Source organism: Halobacillus halophilus (assembly GCF_020171985.1).
Taxonomy (GTDB): domain Bacteria; phylum Bacillota; class Bacilli; order Bacillales; family Halobacillaceae; genus Halobacillus; species Halobacillus halophilus_A.
The window spans coordinates 44,650-62,893 of sequence record NZ_JAIVAL010000005.1; the positions used below are offsets into that span (position 1 = coordinate 44,650).

21 protein-coding genes and 1 pseudogene are annotated in these 18,244 nt (G+C 40.3%); 10 read left to right on the plus strand and 12 right to left on the minus strand.

Annotated elements, in window-relative coordinates; translation table 11 throughout:
* Positions 1-142: 142 nt before the first annotated feature.
* Positions 143-1,363, minus strand: coding sequence for an NAD(P)/FAD-dependent oxidoreductase (locus LCM11_RS10085; protein WP_224894120.1), 1,221 nt, complete (start codon positions 1,361-1,363; stop codon positions 143-145).
* A gap of 299 nt (positions 1,364-1,662) precedes the next feature.
* Here LCM11_RS10085 and LCM11_RS10090 point away from each other — a divergent pair, with 299 nt between their 5' ends.
* Positions 1,663-2,649, plus strand: a complete 987-nt coding sequence (locus tag LCM11_RS10090) for an NAD(P)/FAD-dependent oxidoreductase (protein WP_224894121.1) — start codon at positions 1,663-1,665, stop codon at positions 2,647-2,649.
* A 35-nt stretch (positions 2,650-2,684) separates the two neighbouring features.
* Here LCM11_RS10090 and LCM11_RS10095 read toward each other — a convergent pair whose 3' ends face one another.
* Both LCM11_RS10095 and LCM11_RS10100 read right to left on the minus strand, forming a co-directional pair.
* A complete protein-coding gene (locus LCM11_RS10095) occupies positions 2,685-2,930 on the minus strand; it encodes a hypothetical protein (RefSeq protein ID WP_224894122.1) in 246 nt (81 codons plus the stop codon).
* A 252-nt stretch (positions 2,931-3,182) separates the two neighbouring features.
* The gene (locus tag LCM11_RS10100; RefSeq protein ID WP_224894123.1) at positions 3,183-3,545 is read right to left on the minus strand and encodes a HesB/IscA family protein; all 363 of its coding nucleotides are present in this window, start codon (positions 3,543-3,545) and stop codon (positions 3,183-3,185) included.
* A 157-nt stretch (positions 3,546-3,702) separates the two neighbouring features.
* On the opposite strand from LCM11_RS10100, the gene LCM11_RS10105 reads away from it, so the two are divergent.
* Entirely contained in the window at positions 3,703-4,398 is a 696-nt protein-coding gene (locus tag LCM11_RS10105) for a hypothetical protein (protein ID WP_224894124.1), read from the plus strand.
* 341 nt (positions 4,399-4,739) lie between these two features.
* On the opposite strand, the gene LCM11_RS10110 is transcribed toward LCM11_RS10105, so the two are convergent.
* Complete coding sequence (locus LCM11_RS10110; protein WP_224894125.1) at positions 4,740-4,970, minus strand: YuzB family protein; 231 nt, start codon at positions 4,968-4,970, stop codon at positions 4,740-4,742.
* Positions 4,971-5,062: 92 nt separating this feature from the next.
* On the minus strand, positions 5,063-5,386 hold the full coding sequence (locus tag LCM11_RS10115) for a YuzD family protein (protein WP_224894126.1): 324 nt from the start codon (positions 5,384-5,386) through the stop codon (positions 5,063-5,065).
* Positions 5,387-5,545: 159 nt separating this feature from the next.
* Here LCM11_RS10115 and LCM11_RS10120 point away from each other — a divergent pair, with 159 nt between their 5' ends.
* Complete coding sequence (locus LCM11_RS10120; protein WP_014644140.1) at positions 5,546-5,767, plus strand: NifU family protein; 222 nt, start codon at positions 5,546-5,548, stop codon at positions 5,765-5,767.
* A 161-nt stretch (positions 5,768-5,928) separates the two neighbouring features.
* Here the strand turns inward: LCM11_RS10120 and LCM11_RS10125 are convergent, their stop codons facing one another.
* Positions 5,929-6,894 (minus strand): 2-hydroxyacid dehydrogenase, encoded by a 966-nt coding sequence (locus LCM11_RS10125; protein WP_224894127.1) that lies wholly within the window; start codon positions 6,892-6,894, stop codon positions 5,929-5,931.
* 178 nt (positions 6,895-7,072) lie between these two features.
* On the opposite strand from LCM11_RS10125, the gene LCM11_RS10130 reads away from it, so the two are divergent.
* Positions 7,073-7,588: a phosphatidylglycerophosphatase A gene (locus LCM11_RS10130; protein WP_224894128.1), complete on the plus strand. Its 516-nt coding sequence runs from the start codon at positions 7,073-7,075 to the stop codon at positions 7,586-7,588.
* 119 nt (positions 7,589-7,707) lie between these two features.
* Positions 7,708-9,276, plus strand: a complete 1,569-nt coding sequence (locus LCM11_RS10135) for a hypothetical protein (protein WP_224894129.1) — start codon at positions 7,708-7,710, stop codon at positions 9,274-9,276.
* A gap of 27 nt (positions 9,277-9,303) precedes the next feature.
* Here the strand turns inward: LCM11_RS10135 and LCM11_RS10140 are convergent, their stop codons facing one another.
* Entirely contained in the window at positions 9,304-10,086 is a 783-nt protein-coding gene (locus LCM11_RS10140) for a TIGR01457 family HAD-type hydrolase (protein WP_224894130.1), read from the minus strand.
* A gap of 402 nt (positions 10,087-10,488) precedes the next feature.
* Entirely contained in the window at positions 10,489-10,929 is a 441-nt protein-coding gene (gene hepT / locus LCM11_RS10145; protein WP_224894131.1) for a type VII toxin-antitoxin system HepT family RNase toxin, read from the minus strand.
* A 146-nt stretch (positions 10,930-11,075) separates the two neighbouring features.
* Between hepT and glpX the strand changes: the two genes are divergently transcribed.
* Genes glpX through LCM11_RS10160 form a run of 3 tightly spaced genes read left to right on the plus strand, consistent with a single transcriptional unit; the run spans position 11,076 to position 12,672 of the window.
* Entirely contained in the window at positions 11,076-12,050 is a 975-nt protein-coding gene (gene glpX, locus LCM11_RS10150; protein WP_224894132.1) for a class II fructose-bisphosphatase, read from the plus strand.
* Positions 12,051-12,063: 13 nt separating this feature from the next.
* On the plus strand, positions 12,064-12,330 hold the full coding sequence (locus LCM11_RS10155; protein ID WP_224894133.1) for a DUF3055 domain-containing protein: 267 nt from the start codon (positions 12,064-12,066) through the stop codon (positions 12,328-12,330).
* A 48-nt stretch (positions 12,331-12,378) separates the two neighbouring features.
* Complete coding sequence (locus LCM11_RS10160; RefSeq protein WP_089751744.1) at positions 12,379-12,672, plus strand: cytosolic protein; 294 nt, start codon at positions 12,379-12,381, stop codon at positions 12,670-12,672.
* A 49-nt stretch (positions 12,673-12,721) separates the two neighbouring features.
* Here LCM11_RS10160 and LCM11_RS10165 read toward each other — a convergent pair whose 3' ends face one another.
* Positions 12,722-12,997 (minus strand): YutD family protein, encoded by a 276-nt coding sequence (locus tag LCM11_RS10165; protein ID WP_224894134.1) that lies wholly within the window; start codon positions 12,995-12,997, stop codon positions 12,722-12,724.
* Positions 12,998-13,129: 132 nt separating this feature from the next.
* On the opposite strand from LCM11_RS10165, the gene LCM11_RS10170 reads away from it, so the two are divergent.
* Positions 13,130-13,753: a YhcN/YlaJ family sporulation lipoprotein gene (locus LCM11_RS10170; protein WP_224894135.1), complete on the plus strand. Its 624-nt coding sequence runs from the start codon at positions 13,130-13,132 to the stop codon at positions 13,751-13,753.
* A 166-nt stretch (positions 13,754-13,919) separates the two neighbouring features.
* Positions 13,920-14,768: pseudogene (locus LCM11_RS10175) on the plus strand (M23 family metallopeptidase); the annotation flags it as partial.
* 46 nt (positions 14,769-14,814) lie between these two features.
* On the opposite strand, the gene LCM11_RS10180 reads toward LCM11_RS10175, so the two are convergent.
* The 3 genes from LCM11_RS10180 to LCM11_RS10190 all read right to left on the minus strand — a co-directional run bounded on the left by LCM11_RS10180 (position 14,815) and on the right by LCM11_RS10190 (position 18,211).
* On the minus strand, positions 14,815-14,907 hold the full coding sequence (locus tag LCM11_RS10180; protein WP_224894136.1) for a MetS family NSS transporter small subunit: 93 nt from the start codon (positions 14,905-14,907) through the stop codon (positions 14,815-14,817).
* On the minus strand, positions 14,907-16,436 hold the full coding sequence (locus LCM11_RS10185) for a sodium-dependent transporter (protein ID WP_224894137.1): 1,530 nt from the start codon (positions 16,434-16,436) through the stop codon (positions 14,907-14,909). The genes LCM11_RS10180 and LCM11_RS10185 overlap by 1 nt, the downstream gene beginning before the upstream one ends.
* Before the next feature lie 221 nt (positions 16,437-16,657).
* Positions 16,658-18,211 carry a Na+/H+ antiporter NhaC family protein gene (locus tag LCM11_RS10190; protein WP_224894138.1) on the minus strand — a complete coding sequence of 518 codons (1,554 nt, stop codon included), beginning with the start codon at positions 18,209-18,211 and terminating at the stop codon, positions 16,658-16,660.
* Positions 18,212-18,244: the final 33 nt, after the last annotated feature.

An 18,244-nucleotide genomic window follows, 5' to 3' on the forward strand; every position in this document is an offset into this window, starting at 1 on the left:
TCCCCCTAAACTTACACTTGCCTAATTATCTCCAAAACTCATTCTATAACTGATAATAGTAAAGCGCAAGCGCTCTATATAAGCTAAGAAAAAAGCAAAGGCAGCGATTTGCCTTTGCTTCTTGAACAATTGATTCAAAACATTATTGGAAAAAGTTCAGCTTACCTTTTTTCAGAACAAGCCCAGGTCCGCCAAGTTTAAGAAGGTAGCGATTATCAATTACCTTCTTCATAGCAGATGCAGACCAACCGAAGAGTTTCTTGTCGTTAAACACTACACCAATAGCATCTTTGTGCCCTAGAGAAGCGACAGTACCTTTAAGGTCTGGAGTGAAAGGCTCCAAATGCTTATCTCCTTTTACAAGCTTGGTAAGGTTGTCTGCTGTCTGCTCAGCCATTTGAATAGCAATTTGAGCTGTCGGTGGATATGGACGCTCTGTTTCTTCGTTAATAAGCAAAGCACAGTCCCCTACGATAAATACATCGTCATGTCCTGCAGGGCGCAAATCGTCACTTACAGGAGTACGTCCCCTGTTCGACTCAAATCCAGCTTGTTCGACCAGGCTGTTACCGCGTACGCCGGCGGCCCAGACAACTGTGTTCGTAGGAATTTCTTCACGTTGTTCATCTTTTTCAAAAACCAGTTTGTTTTCAGTAACTTCTTTAATCATCGCACCGATCTTGAATTCAACTCCACGACCTTCAAGCGAATTCATAGCATATTCAACTAACTCAGGGTCGAAACCTGGCAAGGCCGACGGAGCAGCTTCAACATTAATGATACGTACCTTTTCACGAGGAATATCATATTCCCTGCATAGCTGAGGAACGCGGTTCGCAAGTTCACCTACAAATTCAATCCCAGTGAAGCCAGCTCCACCTACGACAAGATTTAAACGCTCTTGCTTTTTATCAGCTTCGTTATTGTATTTAGCAAAGTTGTATTCAATATGTTGGCGAATCAGGCGGGCGCTGTTAATGCTTCCAATCGTAAAAGCATGCTCTTTTAAGCCCGGGATACCAAATGTAGCCGCTTCATAACCTAAACCAATGACTAGATAATCATACATTAAATCGCCGTTTTCAAGCATAACTCGTTTTTCGGACGGCTTAATTTCTGTTACCGTATCCTGTACAAAGTTAATTTTGCTTGTGTTGATAACGTCTTTAATAGGAATACGTGTATGATCATGGTGAAGTGTACCCGCAGCATTCTCATGGAGCCAGGTGGTTTGGTAATGGTAGCTGTGCTTGTTTACCAATGTAACGTTTGCTTCATTTACACCTAAACTTTTTTGAAGTTTAACCGCTGTAATAATACCTCCATATCCTGCACCGAGGATGACTATGTTAGGATTTTTCATGAATAATCACTTCCATCTCGTAAAATTTTTATTTTATCCGCTGAGTGTGCTTTGTGACTACTTTCACACATAATATTATAAAAAATGTCGTTATTCTAATATGTTTGTCACAAATTCGTTAACTAGTGTCTAGTCTCATATTAGACTTTTTTATTTTCATTTTCAACCCATAATCTCTTTATCAAAATAATGGAATTATTACGCGTTTTTGTAAAGGGTTTCAAGGGTGGCTGTTTCCCATTCAAAAATGTTTTGTGATAGAATGTACATTAGTGACATTTTTCAACAGGAGGTAAATTATGAGTGATAAGATATATGATATAACGGTCATTGGTGCTGGACCTGTCGGCTTATTCACCGCTTTTTATGGTGGTATGCGACAAGCCAGCGTCAAAATCATCGAGAGTCTTCCTCATCTTGGCGGCCAGCTCACTGCATTATATCCTGAAAAATATATATTCGATGTAGCGGGCTTTCCAAGAGTCCGTGCTCAGGAGCTGGTGGATAACCTTGAAGAGCAGGCAATGGCGTTTGACCCAACGATTTCATTGGAACAGTCGGTTGAATCTGTCGAACGTGTAGAAGATGATGTTCTTAAACTAACTACCAACAAAGAAGTACACTATACAAAGACCCTGATTGTTACAGCAGGAAATGGGGCCTTTCAACCGCGCAAGCTTAAAATTGAAGGCACTGATAAATATGAAGGTACCAATTTGCATTATCATGTCAATGATATGAATAAATTTGCCGGTAAGAATGTCATGATTTGCGGCGGCGGCGACTCCGCTGTAGACTGGGCACTTATGCTCGAACCTATTGCAAATCAGGTGACGTTGGTACACAGAAGGGATAAATTCAGAGCTCATGAACATAGTGTAGCCCAATTGGAGAACTCTAATGTGAAGTTAATGACTCCTTTTGCGCCTGAAAAAATGATTGGTGAAGAGCGAATAGAACAAGTTGAATTACATGAAGTCAAAGGAGATCGTGTTGAAACGATTAATGTAGATGATGTCATCGTTAACTACGGTTTCATATCCTCCTTAGGTCCCATTAAGAATTGGGAACTTGAAATTGATAAAAATAGTATTGTTGTGAATTCGAAGATGGAAACCAATATAAAAGGAATTTATGCAGCAGGGGACATTTGTACGTATCCAGGTAAAGTGAAATTGATTGCCTCCGGTTTTGGAGAAGGCCCTACAGCTGTCAATAATGCTAAAGCGTATATAGATCCAGGAGCACGTGTACAGCCTAAACACTCTACAAGCATGTTTTCATGACTCAACAAAAGGAGACCCCTTCGGGTCTCCTTCTTTTATGGTTCATCATTAGGCAGGGTATCTACGCGATTCCTGATTGCTATGTCTTTAACATGCTGAGACACTTGAATTCCTCCGATAACATAAATAAAAGTTAAAATTAAGTTCTGAACATTCATATCTATAGTCCCAAGACGTACATATTGAAGCATGGTAACGCCAAGCGTTATAAAAAAACCAATAATGATGGCACTAATTCTGTATTCATTCATCGACAAACAGTCTCGTAATGCCTGCTTCATTCTGGTGCTCTCCTCTCCCAAATAGATGATTTACTTTCATATATATGGAGCGAGGAACAAAAAAATTATCACATAAAAGAATCCGCCTTATTACAGCTATGATTCAAAAAAACTTATGATGTACATATATAAAAACTCCGGGTATCTTTAATAAAAACTGCCCCTCAGGACATAAAAATAGCTTGTAGAAAAGCCAGTCGGTTTCTCTACAAGCTGCGAACTCCTTAAAAGGAAAGTATTCATTTCTGTTTATCAGCAGTTAGGATCAGGACTTCCTGCGTTTGTAGCTGTCTTGAAGGAAGACCCACACCCACAGGATACAATGGCATTCGGATTATCAATTGTAAATCCTCCGCCCATCATGTTTTGCTTAAAATCTATAGTCGTACCTTCTATAATAGCAGCATCTTGACGGTTAATGACAACAGGGATACCGTTTGATTCTTCTGTAAGATCCAGCTCTTCATTAATTTCATCTTCGAAGCCCATAGCATATGATAAGCCACTGCAGCCTCCACCTTTTACACCAAAGCGAAGACGTACATCATTAGAATCTTCTTCTTTCAACATTTCTTTTATCTGGTGACTTGCCGCTTCTGTAATATTTAGAATCATCCTGAGCCACTCCTTTCTTTCTTAATGCTAGTATACTAACCACTGTCATAATTATCAAATGGATGAAATGTCAGGCGTTCTCTTTCTAAATAATGTTTGAATAGTGTTTACACGGAGAATAAGCCCTAGAGATCATGAATTAGAAAGTAGGACGACTATGGTTTCCACCTTAATTACCCATGTTCCATCTACAACTTTACATCTGCTTGCAAGTGCTTTTATTATGTATGCTTTTTTTGGTAAAAAAGAGTACACAATGAAGCAGCGTGCTCTCATTATGAGTCTGGGATTTATCGTTCTGATACCGGATGTACCTAAGTTTCTTGGTACTACAGCTTTACACTCGCTGATCAGCCTGCCTTTTTTATCCTTATTACTGGCTTTTCTTATTCAAAAATGGACTAAGACCAAGTACTGGTATAGTTTATTAGCAACATTTACTACTTTTATGGCAGGTGCGCTGCTCATTGATTGGATTGGAAATGGCTCCCGGCTTTTTTCTCCTCTTCTGAATAAGAATTATGCATTCACACTGCTTAAACACGAACTACTACTAATACTACTCCTGACTGCTGTGTTACTTATCGTATTAAAAACAAGCAATAAAGTGATTCTTACCACGGGATTGCTCGTTGCCTTGAGTTTCTTATCTTTAAAAGCTTATGGAAAATTAGAATTACAAAGCTATTTACGAAATCAGGTTCAATCCGCGCCTATCGAGTGGATAGACGTGAAACCACACGGACTTCTCGGGAGTAATTGGGAATTTGTCGTAATGGCTGAAGATAAAAAGATCAGAGGCACAGCTTCCTTGCTTGGAAACGATGTAAAAGTTACAAGCCGGTTCCAATGAACCCCAATAGCCTGTCATACAGATTAGGAGGAGAACTCTCTTCTGGAAGGGTCCATTCACAAAATTAGAGTTGAATTGGTGAGGAAAAAACGAGAATACAGTAGCCACGTCCTGTGGAACTTCGGACGACCCTACAATCGTGTAGGGCCATAGGAAAGTGTTCAAATGTGGAATCATCCCGAAAGACGAATTATTTCCTCACCATCCCTCTTCCCCACAGAATAACGGGCCCAAATCATCTCGAAACTGAGTCTTAAAGTAACTGACGATTTCTATGATAAGCTTCACGTAGGGAAACTAAAAGAAGGCATCTGAGCGATGCCTTCTTTTACGAACAAATTTTATAGGGTCTCTTCCAAGTGTACATATATTTTATCGACAAGTTCCTTCGGTGTATCTGCAATGACCCTGTCTCCTTCGACTATTGCATAAAGACTTTGAGAACAAAGTCCACAATTACTTAAACAGCCATATTCTATTACATCCAAATCGGGATCTTTTTCAAGAATTTCTCTAGCTTCCTGTGCACCGCTGGCCAAATTATTAATACAAAATTCTATCAATGGATTCATCCACGTTCACCTCTTTTTTATACGGATGAAACCCTATACCGCCCATATTTTAACACAAGGATCAAACAAACAACAGACATTTTCGTTATATCTTAAGCTTCAAGTCCTCTTGATTCAAGAGCTTGATAAATGGATTTTAACCTAGGATTACCTTCTCCTACAATCTCATCCTCTACGAGTACAAGCGGGTAAAAAAGTTCCTCCTCAAGTAGACGGCCAATCAGCTGCTCATCCGCTCCTGACTGATTTTCTGTATGAAGATCATAATAATGGTAAGAAACCTTATTTTCTCCATACTTTCGTGTTATGGCTGCTTGAAGCCACTCAAAGGTTTCTTTTGATCCTGGTGCATTTACACAACTCGCACACTTCACTTCCGCTCCATAAACGGTCAGGTTAATTTTCTTTTCACTCATTACTCTCTCCACCTTCGTCAAAATCATATATTTATATTTTACAAAACTGCGAAAAAAAGATAAAATGAAAATGGTTCTCAATTCAAAAACCATCAGACTACAATAGATTTTTTGCCGATTTCGTTTTATAATGGAATTATAGAAAGGGGAAGATTGAACATGAATGAACAAGTTCAAGAAGTACTGAATAAACTTCGCCCATTTTTACTCCGTGACGGTGGAGATGTGGAGCTCGTAGATGTGGAAGATGGCATCGTGCGCCTGCGTCTTATGGGGGCTTGCGGAAATTGCCCTAGTTCTACAATTACTTTAAAAGCTGGCATTGAACGTGCCCTTGCTCAAGAAGTACCTGGCATATATGAAGTCGAACAAGTATTTTAATACATGATTCCAGAGAGCCGGCGCCTCAAATAGGTGCCGGCTTCCTTTTATTCCTTTTAATTTCCAGATCGGAGATTTTCTTTCTTTTCTGTAAAGTGATAAAACCGCAATTGATGCCAGCTTATATAATGATCTGAATCGGTATCTCTTTGCAGCCAAGCTTACTTAACAGGCGTCAACAATTTTTCATCACTAAAGAATCGGCATAAGTTATCCAGGCATAATTCCATCATCTTAATCCGGGTTTCTCTGGTAGCTGAACCTATATGGGGGAGACATACAACTTGATTTAGTTGAAGTAGTGGATGATCTGCTTCTATTGGTTCTTTTTCAAATACGTCAAGCCCGGCTCCTGCTATTTCCTTATTCACCAATGCTTCGTACAATGCCTGCTCATCCACAACCGCACCTCTGGAAGCATTAATAAAAATGGCTCCCTCCTTCATTCTTTGGAAAGTTGCCCGATCAAACATATGACGCGTTTCAGATGTTAGAGGGACCATACTAACAATAAAATCCGATTGCTCAATCAGTTCATGAAACTCCGTAAAGGTAGCCTCCAATTTTTCTTCTGTTTCTTTATTTCGTGACCGGTTATGGTAAAGAATGTTCATATCAAATCCTATTGCTCTTTTAGCCACTGCTTCACCAATTCGTCCCATCCCCACAATGCCTATCGTCTTGTGATGAATGTCTGAACCAGCTAGAAGTAGAGGCGACCAAGGTCCCCACTCCCCTTTTTTAACAAACTCACTGGCTTCTACTATTCTTCTGGCTGCAGCCATTAATAAGCCAAAAGTAAGATCGGCTGTTGTATCCGTCAATACATCCGGGGTATTCGTAACTGCTATCTGTTTTTCTTTTGCGACAGTAATATCAATGTTGTCATAACCAACAGCCAGGTTGGATACAATACCCAGGGAATTAGTCTGCTCCAACAGCTCTTGATCGATAGAATCTGTCAGCATCGTTAATAACCCATCAGCTTGAGCACTTTTCTCTAAAAGAACTTTGCGCGGCACAGGCTCTTGTTCTTCTGGCCACATTTCAATATTTAATTGATCACGGTATAACCTAACCACAGATTCTGGCAAGGCTCTCGTTATAAAAATATATGGTTTTTGCAAGCTTTTCCCTCCATTCAATTTATTTTCATGACCAGTTTAACATATACTAATCCAACTTCACTTAATTGAAGACGGCTGTCTGAAAGTTCTGATATAATTAACTTATAACCCTATGCGTTTGTCTCAGAAGGCACGCGGGTATTTATAGTGGGGGAAATCGTAGAAAGGATGTGAGAGAGTGGCAAAAGATAAAAAAGTAACTGAACTTGAAACAACAGCTCGTGACTGGCTCGCAGATCGTGGTGTTACCATAGATGACATGGCTGAGCTTGTTCATTATTTACAATCACAATATCATGATGATTTATCTATGGAAGAATGCCGGTTTAATGTGAATCGGGTATTAAAGAAGCGCGAGGTACAGAACGCGATCATAACAGGAATTCAAATGGATCGCCTCGCTGAAAAGAAAATGCTTGAGGAACCGTTACAGACCACTATAGAAATCGATGAAGGACTTTATGGGATAGACGAAATTATTGCATTCTCTATCGTGAATGTTTATGGTTCCATTGGATTTACGAACTATGGATATATTGATAAACAAAAGCCAGGAATACTTAAGCAGTTAAATGATAAATCATCCGGGAAGTGCCACACATTTTTAGATGATATTGTTGGTGCTATAGCTGCAGCTGCCTCCAGCCGCTTAGCTCACAGCATTGCTGGCGACACTGACACAGAAGAAGATTAATACGTTATTTAAAAATACCACGCCTTCGGCGTGGTATTTTTAATTTTCTGAAACCATAATCTCATAACCAACGTAATACATATAAGTAGCTATTTATTACATAATTGGAAAGGTTGTGCATGACATTGCTGAAAAAAAGTTTAGTTTGGGCTGTGCCTGTTATCATCTCTATAGCAGCCCTGCTCCTATTGTTCGCAGAGAATTATTCAGATGTTACAGAACCTCCTACAGATGGATGGAGCCGTGGAATAGAACTTGGACTGACTCCTACTGTGACAGCACCTCATTTGAAATCTACTAAAGATGGCCAGCTTGATGTTTCTTATCTCACTGAAAAAGGCGTAAAAAAAGATACCTTTAACCAGGACTTTGAACTCGTTTCAGAAGAAAGCACATCTATTCCGGTGGATAAATTCACAGAATTCTCCTGGGTTGGTCAAAATCTTATTTACTCGGATTATCAGTCGATATTTCTAGCACAAAGCGGTGAAAAATTATCGAATATTTCCGGTTTCTTCCCTTTAAAGGCTCACACGCTATTTAGTAAAGAGCAGGAACTTTTCATGTTAGATAACGATACTTTAGCTCCAGTTTCCATAATGGAGCTGGACAGTGAGAATACTGAAATAACAGTTTCAGAAACAAAGCAGACTGCTTATATAATGACTAAAGATGTAGATACGACTGGAAATCACTTAAGATTCTATGAACTTAACGGCAGAGAAGTGATTGAATTAGGAAAAGCGGATCTTCGTGTTCGTGGAACTGAAGAAATTAGCGACATTCAATTCTCAGTAAAAGAGGAATCATATTCTCTATTAGTCAGCACACTCCAAAAACAAAGCGCAGGGGGAGAGCTTACCAACTTCTATTACTTCTCCCATTCGTCATTCGGCGAAGATCCACAACTTCAAAAAGTTAACTTTCCTGATCCTCATTCACGTTTGGAATTAAAAGAGATTTCTGATCTTGAAATGACTTTGGAGGAGAATTCCGTTACTCTATTGTTCAAAGGTTTTGGTGCTACAAAAACGACTTATTCAAATTCCCCGGAATTTAATATATATAAGGCAACCATATCCTTACAGGGAAACACTGAGGTCCAACGATTAAGTAATACCCCTAGTCCCTCAGCTGAACCAGTTTGGTTTGAAGAAGCACAGTCGGCAATTTGGATTGATCAGGGCAGTGACAATAATAATAAACTTATGCTTTCCTCAGATAAACCATCGATCATCAAGAAAGCGGACCGGATAAATAAGGAAGCATTTATCCAAAGCCTAGGAAAGACCGTCGGAATGTTTTCTACTGGGATGTTCTCAATTGTTATTGCTGGATTATGGTTTATCTGGCCATTATTTTTTATTGTGGTCATAACGTTTTCAAACAGCCGGGCCATGGATCATAACCGCTCTTGGATATTTTACACAGGAACGGTGATTTACTTAGCAGCAGCCCTACTCTTTAAAGATAGTATGTTTACGAGCCGGTTGATGGCAAAAGCCCCAGAATATTTAAGTTTTCAGGGAAGTTCAATTATTTACCTGTTGGGTTTTGCTTTACTTACGTATTTACTCCTCTCCTATGGAGTTAAAGAGAGAGACTGGTCCGTTTTTATTCGCTTGACTTATTTTATAGGGATTCACATAATCTTGATTACTGTGTTCTTCGGACCTTACCTATTATGAAAGTTGCATAAAAGAAGCAGAAGGAATCTACTCCTTCTGCTTCTTTTCGTTCATCCAATCTATTAAGTTTTTATATTTATAGGTTGGCTGCTTCTCATAATTCTCTATTTCCTGGAATGAACTTACTCCTGTTTCCACCATCAGTGTATCCATCCCTGCATTTATACCAGCTGAAATATCAGTATTGTAATTGTCACCAATCATAAGAACCTGCTTCTCGCTATAGCCTAAACGAGCGAGGGCCTGTTCCATGATAATAGATTCCGGCTTTCCAATAAATACTGGTTCAATTCCAGTGCTTACGCTGATAACAGAGGTTAACGCTCCATTCCCAGGTACCATGCCACGCTCTGTAGGAATCGCCCGATCTCCATTTGTACTGATAAAAGAGGCACCATTTCTTACGTGTAGGCATGCTTTTGTCAGCTTTTCGTAATTAATATTGTGATCGATTCCAATTATGACAAAATCGGGATAATCATCAACCACCTCATGTCCTTCCTGCAACATGGCGTCCACGAGCCCTTGTTCCCCAATAATGTAAACCTTGGAAGGCCCCTGCTGACGGCTAACATAAATTGCAGCAGCCATGCTGCTTGTCATAATTTGGTCATCCCGTGCGGGAATTCCCAGTTCATTTAATTTATCAGCAACTTGAAGGGCGGTTTTTGAAGAATTGTTCGTCAAAAACATAAATGGAAGATGGTTTGTTTCCAGATACTTGACAAATTCCGAAGCCCCTTCTACTCTCTGTTCTCCTCGATACATTGTTCCATCCAGATCAATTAAGTAAGCTTCATAGTGGCTCATTACATCACCTTCTACCGTAAAATTAGAATCATATAGAGTTGTTATTTGAGGGTGCCTAAACCATAGGCGCTATTAAATTGTTTTAGCAGTAAAGCTCCCGTTTGTTGAAGACTTGATTTCGAGACATTTGTTGAGCGGAAGGTCCTGCGGAGGACGATTTCGCTTTCCGGCCCTGCACGACGCAGGAAAGCGAGTTGTTGCCCTCCATCTCTCTTTCTTAGAAACGGACCAAATATATCTCGAAACTGCGTCTTACAGTAACCGGCCCTTTAGTTTAATAAGAACCTTATGCCTCATTATCGTCATTGACAAAGCACACACATTAGCACCGTGGCTAATTACAAATAAAAAATCGCGTAATACACGCGACTATTTTATCATAATTATTGATTTAATAACTATTTAATTGTCATTAGAAAATGCTGATACAGGACCCAATTCATGATTTAAGTAATAGCGTATGCGATCTGGGAATCTTTGGATTTCATTAAACTGATGGCTCCAAATGTCCTTAATAGTATGATGGTCAACGGCTGTATAATGCTGGACAATCATTTTTCTAAGACCAATCAATTGTTTATAGCCTTCCTGTTCTTCTGCAGGTAGTACTTGTTCATCAGTCAGAATATCAATGATATCCTCATAGCTCCCTGGATCTCGCATAATAAAGCCGTCAATCATCATATTCCCTACATCTATAATAGCTTCGATACTAATATGAGTAAGACGTTCCATTGCAAGCTTTTCTGAAAATGAATGATATGAAGACTTTGAATATTCATCCAGGATTTTTTCCATATACGTTAAAATTTCTTCAATCTTTTCACGATTAACAAAATACATCCTAATACCTCCGCAAAAAAACTTTTTTCACACAAATCTCTTAAATATGATAACATAATGCATGGTTTTAATTAAAAAAAGGCGATATTACTTACGCCACTTTTTATTAGTGTATACTAATTTTAACATGAATCGGAGGAGAATATATGGATAGAGAATTAGCACTTGAATTGGTGAGAGTTACGGAAGCAGCAGCTATTGCCTCAGCTCAATGGATGGGAAGAGGCGATAAAATGAGTGCTGATGATGCAGCAACTACTGCCATGAGAACAATGTTTGATTCCGTATCAATGGAAGGGGTCGTTGTTATTGGTGAAGGTGAACTAGACGAAGCCCCAATGCTTTATATCGGTGAAGAATTAGGAAATAAGACCGGACCTTCCGTGGATATTGCGGTTGACCCTTTAGAAGGTACTAATATTGTGTCAAAAGGGCATAATAATGCTGTTGCTGTTATAGCTGCAGCAGAACGCGGAGCTCTGCTCCATGCACCCGATATGTACATGGACAAGATTGCTGTAGGAAAGTACGCTAAAGGTCTCATCCATATAGATGATCCTATTGAGCGCACGATCGATATTGTGGCCCGTGCGAATAATAAACGTGTCCGGGATTTAACGGTTATCATTCAAGAACGTGATCGCCATCAGGATATTATTGATCGTGTTATCAAAAAGGGAGCTCGCGTGAAATTGTTTGGTGATGGAGATGTAGGAGCTTCCATTGCTACCTGCCTACCGGAAACTGGTGTAGACCTTTTCGTAGGGAAAGGCGGTGCCCCCGAAGGTGTCATCTCGGCTGCAGCTATTAAAAGTCTAGGTGGAGATATGCAGGCCAGGCTTTCTCCGCAGGATGAGGAAGAAATGGAACGTTGCCGCCAGATGGGACTGGCAGACCCCTTACAACACTTAACACTCGATCATCTGGTGAAAAGTGATGATGCAATCTTCGCAGCAACCGGTGTGACCGAAGGAGAACTGTTGGATGGAGTAAAATTCTTAGGTGGTGACCTGGCCCAAACAGATTCAATTGTCATGCGGGCTAAAACTAGAACCGTGCGATTTATTAAAGCTCACCATCATCTGGATTACAAGCCCCATTTAGTAAAGAATGAAGAATAGGAGTTGAAGATTCATGGCTCAAAGACCTCTCCTAGAGGACTTTACTCAGGAGACTAGCACCCGGTTTGTATGCTTTACAGCCGGGAGCCACCGTTTCGAGCTTGCTTTAATGAAAGCTGCTCATTTTAATAATCAGACGATGGTTATTAACCTTCACAAAAATCGTCAAGCCTTGTTGGATCTTGAAACCATTAGGAAAGATGGTCATTTGGAACATTTGTTCCAATTAAGTGCTATTGAAGCTGAAGAGTTAAGGAACTATCTTCCCGATCTCCTTTGAATAAAGAAACCTCCCCTGGAAAAACTATAAGCCAAGGGAGGTTTTTTTATGAGCAGAAAAGATAAAAAGCTTTATTCTGACTTTGCTAATGTAGAGGCGCAACGTAATTATTTAACGCCTGAACAGCTTCCTGAAGGACCTTATGGTGCCCCAAGAAATAAAGACAAACCTGTTTCCAATGAGAAGAGTGCTCCCTGGACAGAACAACAGCGTTACTATAGCGCGTTCAACTATGAATATAAGGCGTTGCACCAGGACCTTCAACGTCAAGAGGATGGCGCACACCCTATTCATGATGAGAAAAACCGGGATATAAAACCTTCAGAAGAAGAATCCGAATAAATTACTTTTTCTTACCCTAAAAAACCGACGGGCTTTAAGCCCGTCGGTTTTATTGATGGACACGCTTCAACACAAAATAAGCACAGCCAAAGTTGCAGTACTCATATAAGTAATCTTCAAGCGTACTGATTTTTGTATCGAATGTGGCTTTTGGGTTTTGATCATCGAAAAATCCTTTAAGACGAAGCTGACCATATCCCCAGTCGCCAACTATAAAATCATACTTACTTAATATATCGCTAAATCTTCCTTCTACATCTTCCTGTTGAAAGGCATCTCGATGATTCTCTACGATTTCAAAGTTCTTACCTGAAATTTCTACCACGTCTATCACCTCTATCCTGACATTAGTGTATCATATTTCCCGAATAACGCGGAAATACAACTTCACAAAATAAGTATGATTCATCAAAAAAAGTTCAACCTAAGTGAAACCGATTAATAAGGAGGAACAGAAGTGAAAAAGCTAACCATTTTATCGATTTTATTAGCCTGCCTATTTATGATCACAGGCTGTAACGAAACAACAGACCGAGAAGAAGAAACACGAGATGGGGATACACTAAACGGAAATGCTATGGATAATTACAATGACCAGCCTCTAGAAGGGCAAGTTGGATATGTAAGATTTAAGAAAGACCAATTGGATCAGGAAGCTGAAAAAAAACGTGATATTAAAGTTAACCGTGAACAAATGGCTGACATGATTACAAGAATGATTCTGAGATATGATGGATTTGAAGATGTTGCTACTTTAGTTACAGATAACGAAATTCTCGTTGCTTACCAGCCTCCCAATAATCACGACCGAGAGCAAGCAGCTGATATGGTTCAAAAGACTGCTTATTCTTTAGTACCAAGCTTTTATCACGTGTTTGTTTCCGATGATCCAGCTTCATTTGGAGACATCCAAAGTGTAAGTACTTCTACTGTTTATGATGAACAATATACAGAAGTGATAGACAGTATTATTAAGAAAATGAAGAAATCTCCGCAAGGTAAAGTACCTGAAAATGACAGTGACCAGCCCATTGAAGGTCCAAATATGGGCCCTGATGATAGACCTGGTACAGAGACGTGATAATCTGCCTTTCATTTCCAAACATAACATTAAGCATGTAGTTCATGCTAACAGTATCAAAAACCATCGTAGGTGAATATTAATGAGATGTTTAGGTATATCGCTTATCTTTTTTGTATTGATGAGCTTTGGAAGTGAACATATATATGCAGATCAGGAAAGTCAGGCAAGAATGGCCTTATATAAGAAAACAGAAGCTCTTACAAATATTTCATGGGAGTACCTGGCGGCTGTTGATCAATATGAGCGCCAAGTCCATGATGATCCTAAAGAAGGACGGGTCACCGCTATCAAACCCGAGCCCTTCTTTTGGACAGGGAGCGCAGGTGAGATGCCTGTAGATTTCTTCCCCAACGGTTGGGGCTCTGACGGTAATGGCGATAACAAAGCAGATATTGGAAATGATGAAGATGTCCTTTGGACCATAGGACAATACATTCTCTCTTATGGCACCACAGAGGATGATATTAAAATTGCTTTATTCAATTACTATAAGCGTGATTTAACTGTGCAAACGATTATGAATACTGCAGAAGTATTTAAAAAATTTCAGACAGTCTCCTTGACAAAAAGAGACTTCCCCGTGCCAACAGAAGCCAATTACAGCTATAGGAGCACCTGGGGAGATGCTCGTGGTTTTGGAGGACGACGCATCCATGAAGGTACGGATATTTTTGCTAATTATGGTGTACCTGTCAAGTCTACCACTTATGGAGTTATTGAAATGAAGGGCTGGAACAAATTTGGAGGCTGGCGAGTGGGTATTCGTGATATTTACAACATTTATCACTATTATGCGCATCTTAACGGATTTGCCGATAATATCGAAGTAGGAGATGTCGTACAGCCAGGAGATGTAATAGGATCCGTAGGAGCTTCCGGTTATGGACCACCAGGAACTTCAGGTAAATTCCCTCCACATCTACACTACGGTATGTATCAGGATAACGGCAAAAATGAATGGGCGTTTGATCCTTATCCATTTCTTAAAAAGTGGGAGCGTATGGTCAACTAAAAAAACCGGAATGGTGATTGAATTCACCATTCCGGTTTTCATTATCTTAACTTTTTGATTTTCGGACCGCATGGGTAATACTGAGCGCAAGTCCGCCCCATATAATTCCTATGGTGATAATAAACATTATAATTGCCATTATTTAGCAGCCCCTTTCGAGTCTTCATCTTCATTGAATTCTAACTCATTGTGCGGCCATTTCTTCATAGAGAAAAGAACGCCTACTACAATAGCTGCAATAGCCACTAACCAGCCACCAACAACTAATAAAGTCACAGGGTAACCTTCATACGCAGATGACAACTCAAGAATAAGATTCTGAACCATCATATACCCAAGGACAATAGGCGTAATAACCTGGAGGCACACTACCCACCAGTTACCCAGCATAATATCAGAAGTTTGATTCGCATGTTCTTTAAGGCCTTTAATACTACGTGCCAGCCACGCAAGGGCTACAATTTCTACGAGTCCCGATAATGCCACTCCAAACGTATTGATGAAATGGTCGACTGTATCCAGAATGCTTAGCCCGCCTCTTGTAGCATAAAGAAGGGAAATAACTGCTGCCAAACCGCCTCCTAATAGTACAGCTTTAATACGGGAGACATTAAACTTCTCCGATACAGCCGCTACATATGTTTCCGTAATGGAAATTAAGGAAGAGAGTCCGGCAAGAACAAGGGAAGCAAAGAATAAGAATCCAAACAACCCAGGGATTCCCGGAATCTGGCTGACAATTTCAGGGAATACCATAAAGGCCAGTCCAATCCCCCCTACTCCACGTTCCGCAGCCAGTTGACCTACAGATGTATCATATTGGAATGCCATAAATCCAACGGCTGCAAACACACCAATACCAGCTAAGATTTCAAATGATGAGTTAGCAAACCCGGTTATAAAAGCATTGTTCGTAATGTCTGACTTCTTCGGCAGATAAGAAGAATACGTTACCATGATGGCAAAAGCAATTGATAAACTGAAGAAGATTTGTCCGTAGGCTGCCACCCATACGTTAGGATCTGCAATCCGGCTCCATTCCGGCGTAAAGAATGCTGATAGACCATCAGCTGCTCCTTCAAGTGTCACTGCTCTGACGACTATAATTAAGAATAAGACGACAAGTAATGGAATGAAGATTTTATTAGCTACTTCAATTCCTTTTTTAACTCCTCGTGCTAAAAACCCTAAAGTGATAACCCAAACGGCAAGCAAAGGCAGCAGTACTTTCGGAACAAGTCCTCCAATCGCCCCTGCATCGGCAAGCTCCAGAAAATCTCCTACGAAAAATGCAGTTGGATCATCGCCCCAAGTTAAGTTGAAAGAATAAAAAGCATACATAATTGCCCAGGCAATAATAACAGCATAGTAAGTAGAAATAACAAAGGATATGGCAACTTGCCACCATCCCATCCATTCAAAGCCCTTTTTAATTCTCCCGAAAGACTTTGGTGCAGACCCACGGTATTTGTGACCGATGGTATATTCCATGATTAAAAGCGGAATGCCTGCAGTAAGTAAAGCAAATAGATAAGGTACGATAAATGCTCCTCCGCCGCTGTCATAAGCAGTGGCAGGAAAACGCCAGATGTTACCAAGCCCGATAGCTGACCCCATTGCAGCTAGCAGGAAACCAACTCGCGTCCCCCATTGTGCACGATTTTCCATGTGAAAGGCCCCCTTTTATTTATATAACCCCTCATTTAACTCTAAATCAGCAATGAGAGGATGTTTCAAAATTTTTATTTTTTTCTGATTATTTCTGCTTAAATTATAACCATCCGTTCAGGGGTTGTCAAAGTTATTTTAAAATATTTAGAATTTAACAAAAATAACAAAAAAAGGATAGAGACTTTGAAAAGTCTCCATCCTTAGGGTAATTATAACATTTATTTCTTCTCAACTGATGATGTTATGAAATGAATCAATATACCTACAAGCACCACAACAACCAGGGTTGCTAACAATGGAATCCACACTTGACCTGTTAAGCCAAGAAGAATATATCCAATCGAGGCCGCTACAGCAGCTATACCTGCATAAGGAAGCTGGGTGAGTACGTGGTCGATATGGTTTGCACCTGCACCTGTTGAGGATAATATTGTTGTATCTGAAATAGGCGAACAATGGTCTCCAAATACAGAACCAGCCAGTACAGCTGATAGAGCAGGCAGAATCATGGCCGGCTCCGTCACAGCCGCTATCTCCCCTGCTATCGGAAGCATGATACCAAAGGTTCCCCAGGAAGTACCCGTGGAAAGTGCCATGAATCCGGAAATGATAAAAATAAGCAAGGGAAGATAAGCAACATTAATATCCGCCTGGCGGAACTGCTGGGCTAGATATTCACCTGTTTGCAGCTGACTGATAATATCTCCAATCATCCAGGCAAAAACTAAAATATATATGGCGGGCAGCATGGCTTTAATTCCTTCCCAGAATACAACCGGTGCTCCCGACTTTGGTCCAGCCTGTCCTGCATATAAAACGCCTGCTGTAACAACGGCTGCAAGTCCTCCGATAAACAAGGAAATATTCACATTGGTGTTTGCGAATATCGCAAGCAGATCTACGGCACCCTCCGTATTTCGAATACCTGTGAAAACCATAGATGCTACTGTCCCCGCCACAAGCGCTCCAATTGGCAGAATTAGATGAGCAATTTTGCCATTGTTATGCTGCTTAAACTCGTCATTTAAATCTCCTGGCACATCTCCTTCGGGGTTAGTTAGCTGACCAGTATCTAAAGCTCTCTTCTCATGCGTCCGCATTGCTCCTATGTCGAGCTTCAAGAAGATGGTGAGAAAGACTAGAAGCAGCGCAGCGAACACATAATAATTGGCAGGAATCATAAGGATAAATGCTTCCAATGCCTGATAATTAGAAATTTCATTTGCTGCTAAAATACTTCCAATCGTGCCAATGATATAAGCCCCCCAGCTCGATATCGGAGAAATAACGGTAATGGGGGCAGATGTAGAATCAATATAATAGGCAAGCTTTGCCCTCGATATTTTGTAACGGTCTGTTACAGGTCTCGCCACCTGACCAACAGCTAACGCGTTAAAATAATCATCAATAAAAATGATAATACCCAACACAGCCGGAAGCAGTTTCGCCCCTTTTCGTGTGCGGATTTTCTCCACAGCCCATTTTCCGAAGGCCTTACTTCCCCCCGAGGCTGTCATAAAGGCTGTAGTGATCCCTAATAAAAATAAGAATGATAACAGGTAAAGGTTCCCAGAATTTAGAGCTCCTTCACTCACGAAAATAGTCGAAAATAATGACCATATTAAGGCAAGACCATCTTTGAGATCAATTCCCGTAAGCATAAATGCTCCGATAATAATCCCTATACCTAGTGATAGAATCACTCTTCTTGTTACCAAGACAAGGACCAGCATTAATACTGCCGGAATTAATGAATAAATCGTTCCTTCCATGATATTCCCTCCGTAAATCTTTTGATGTAAACG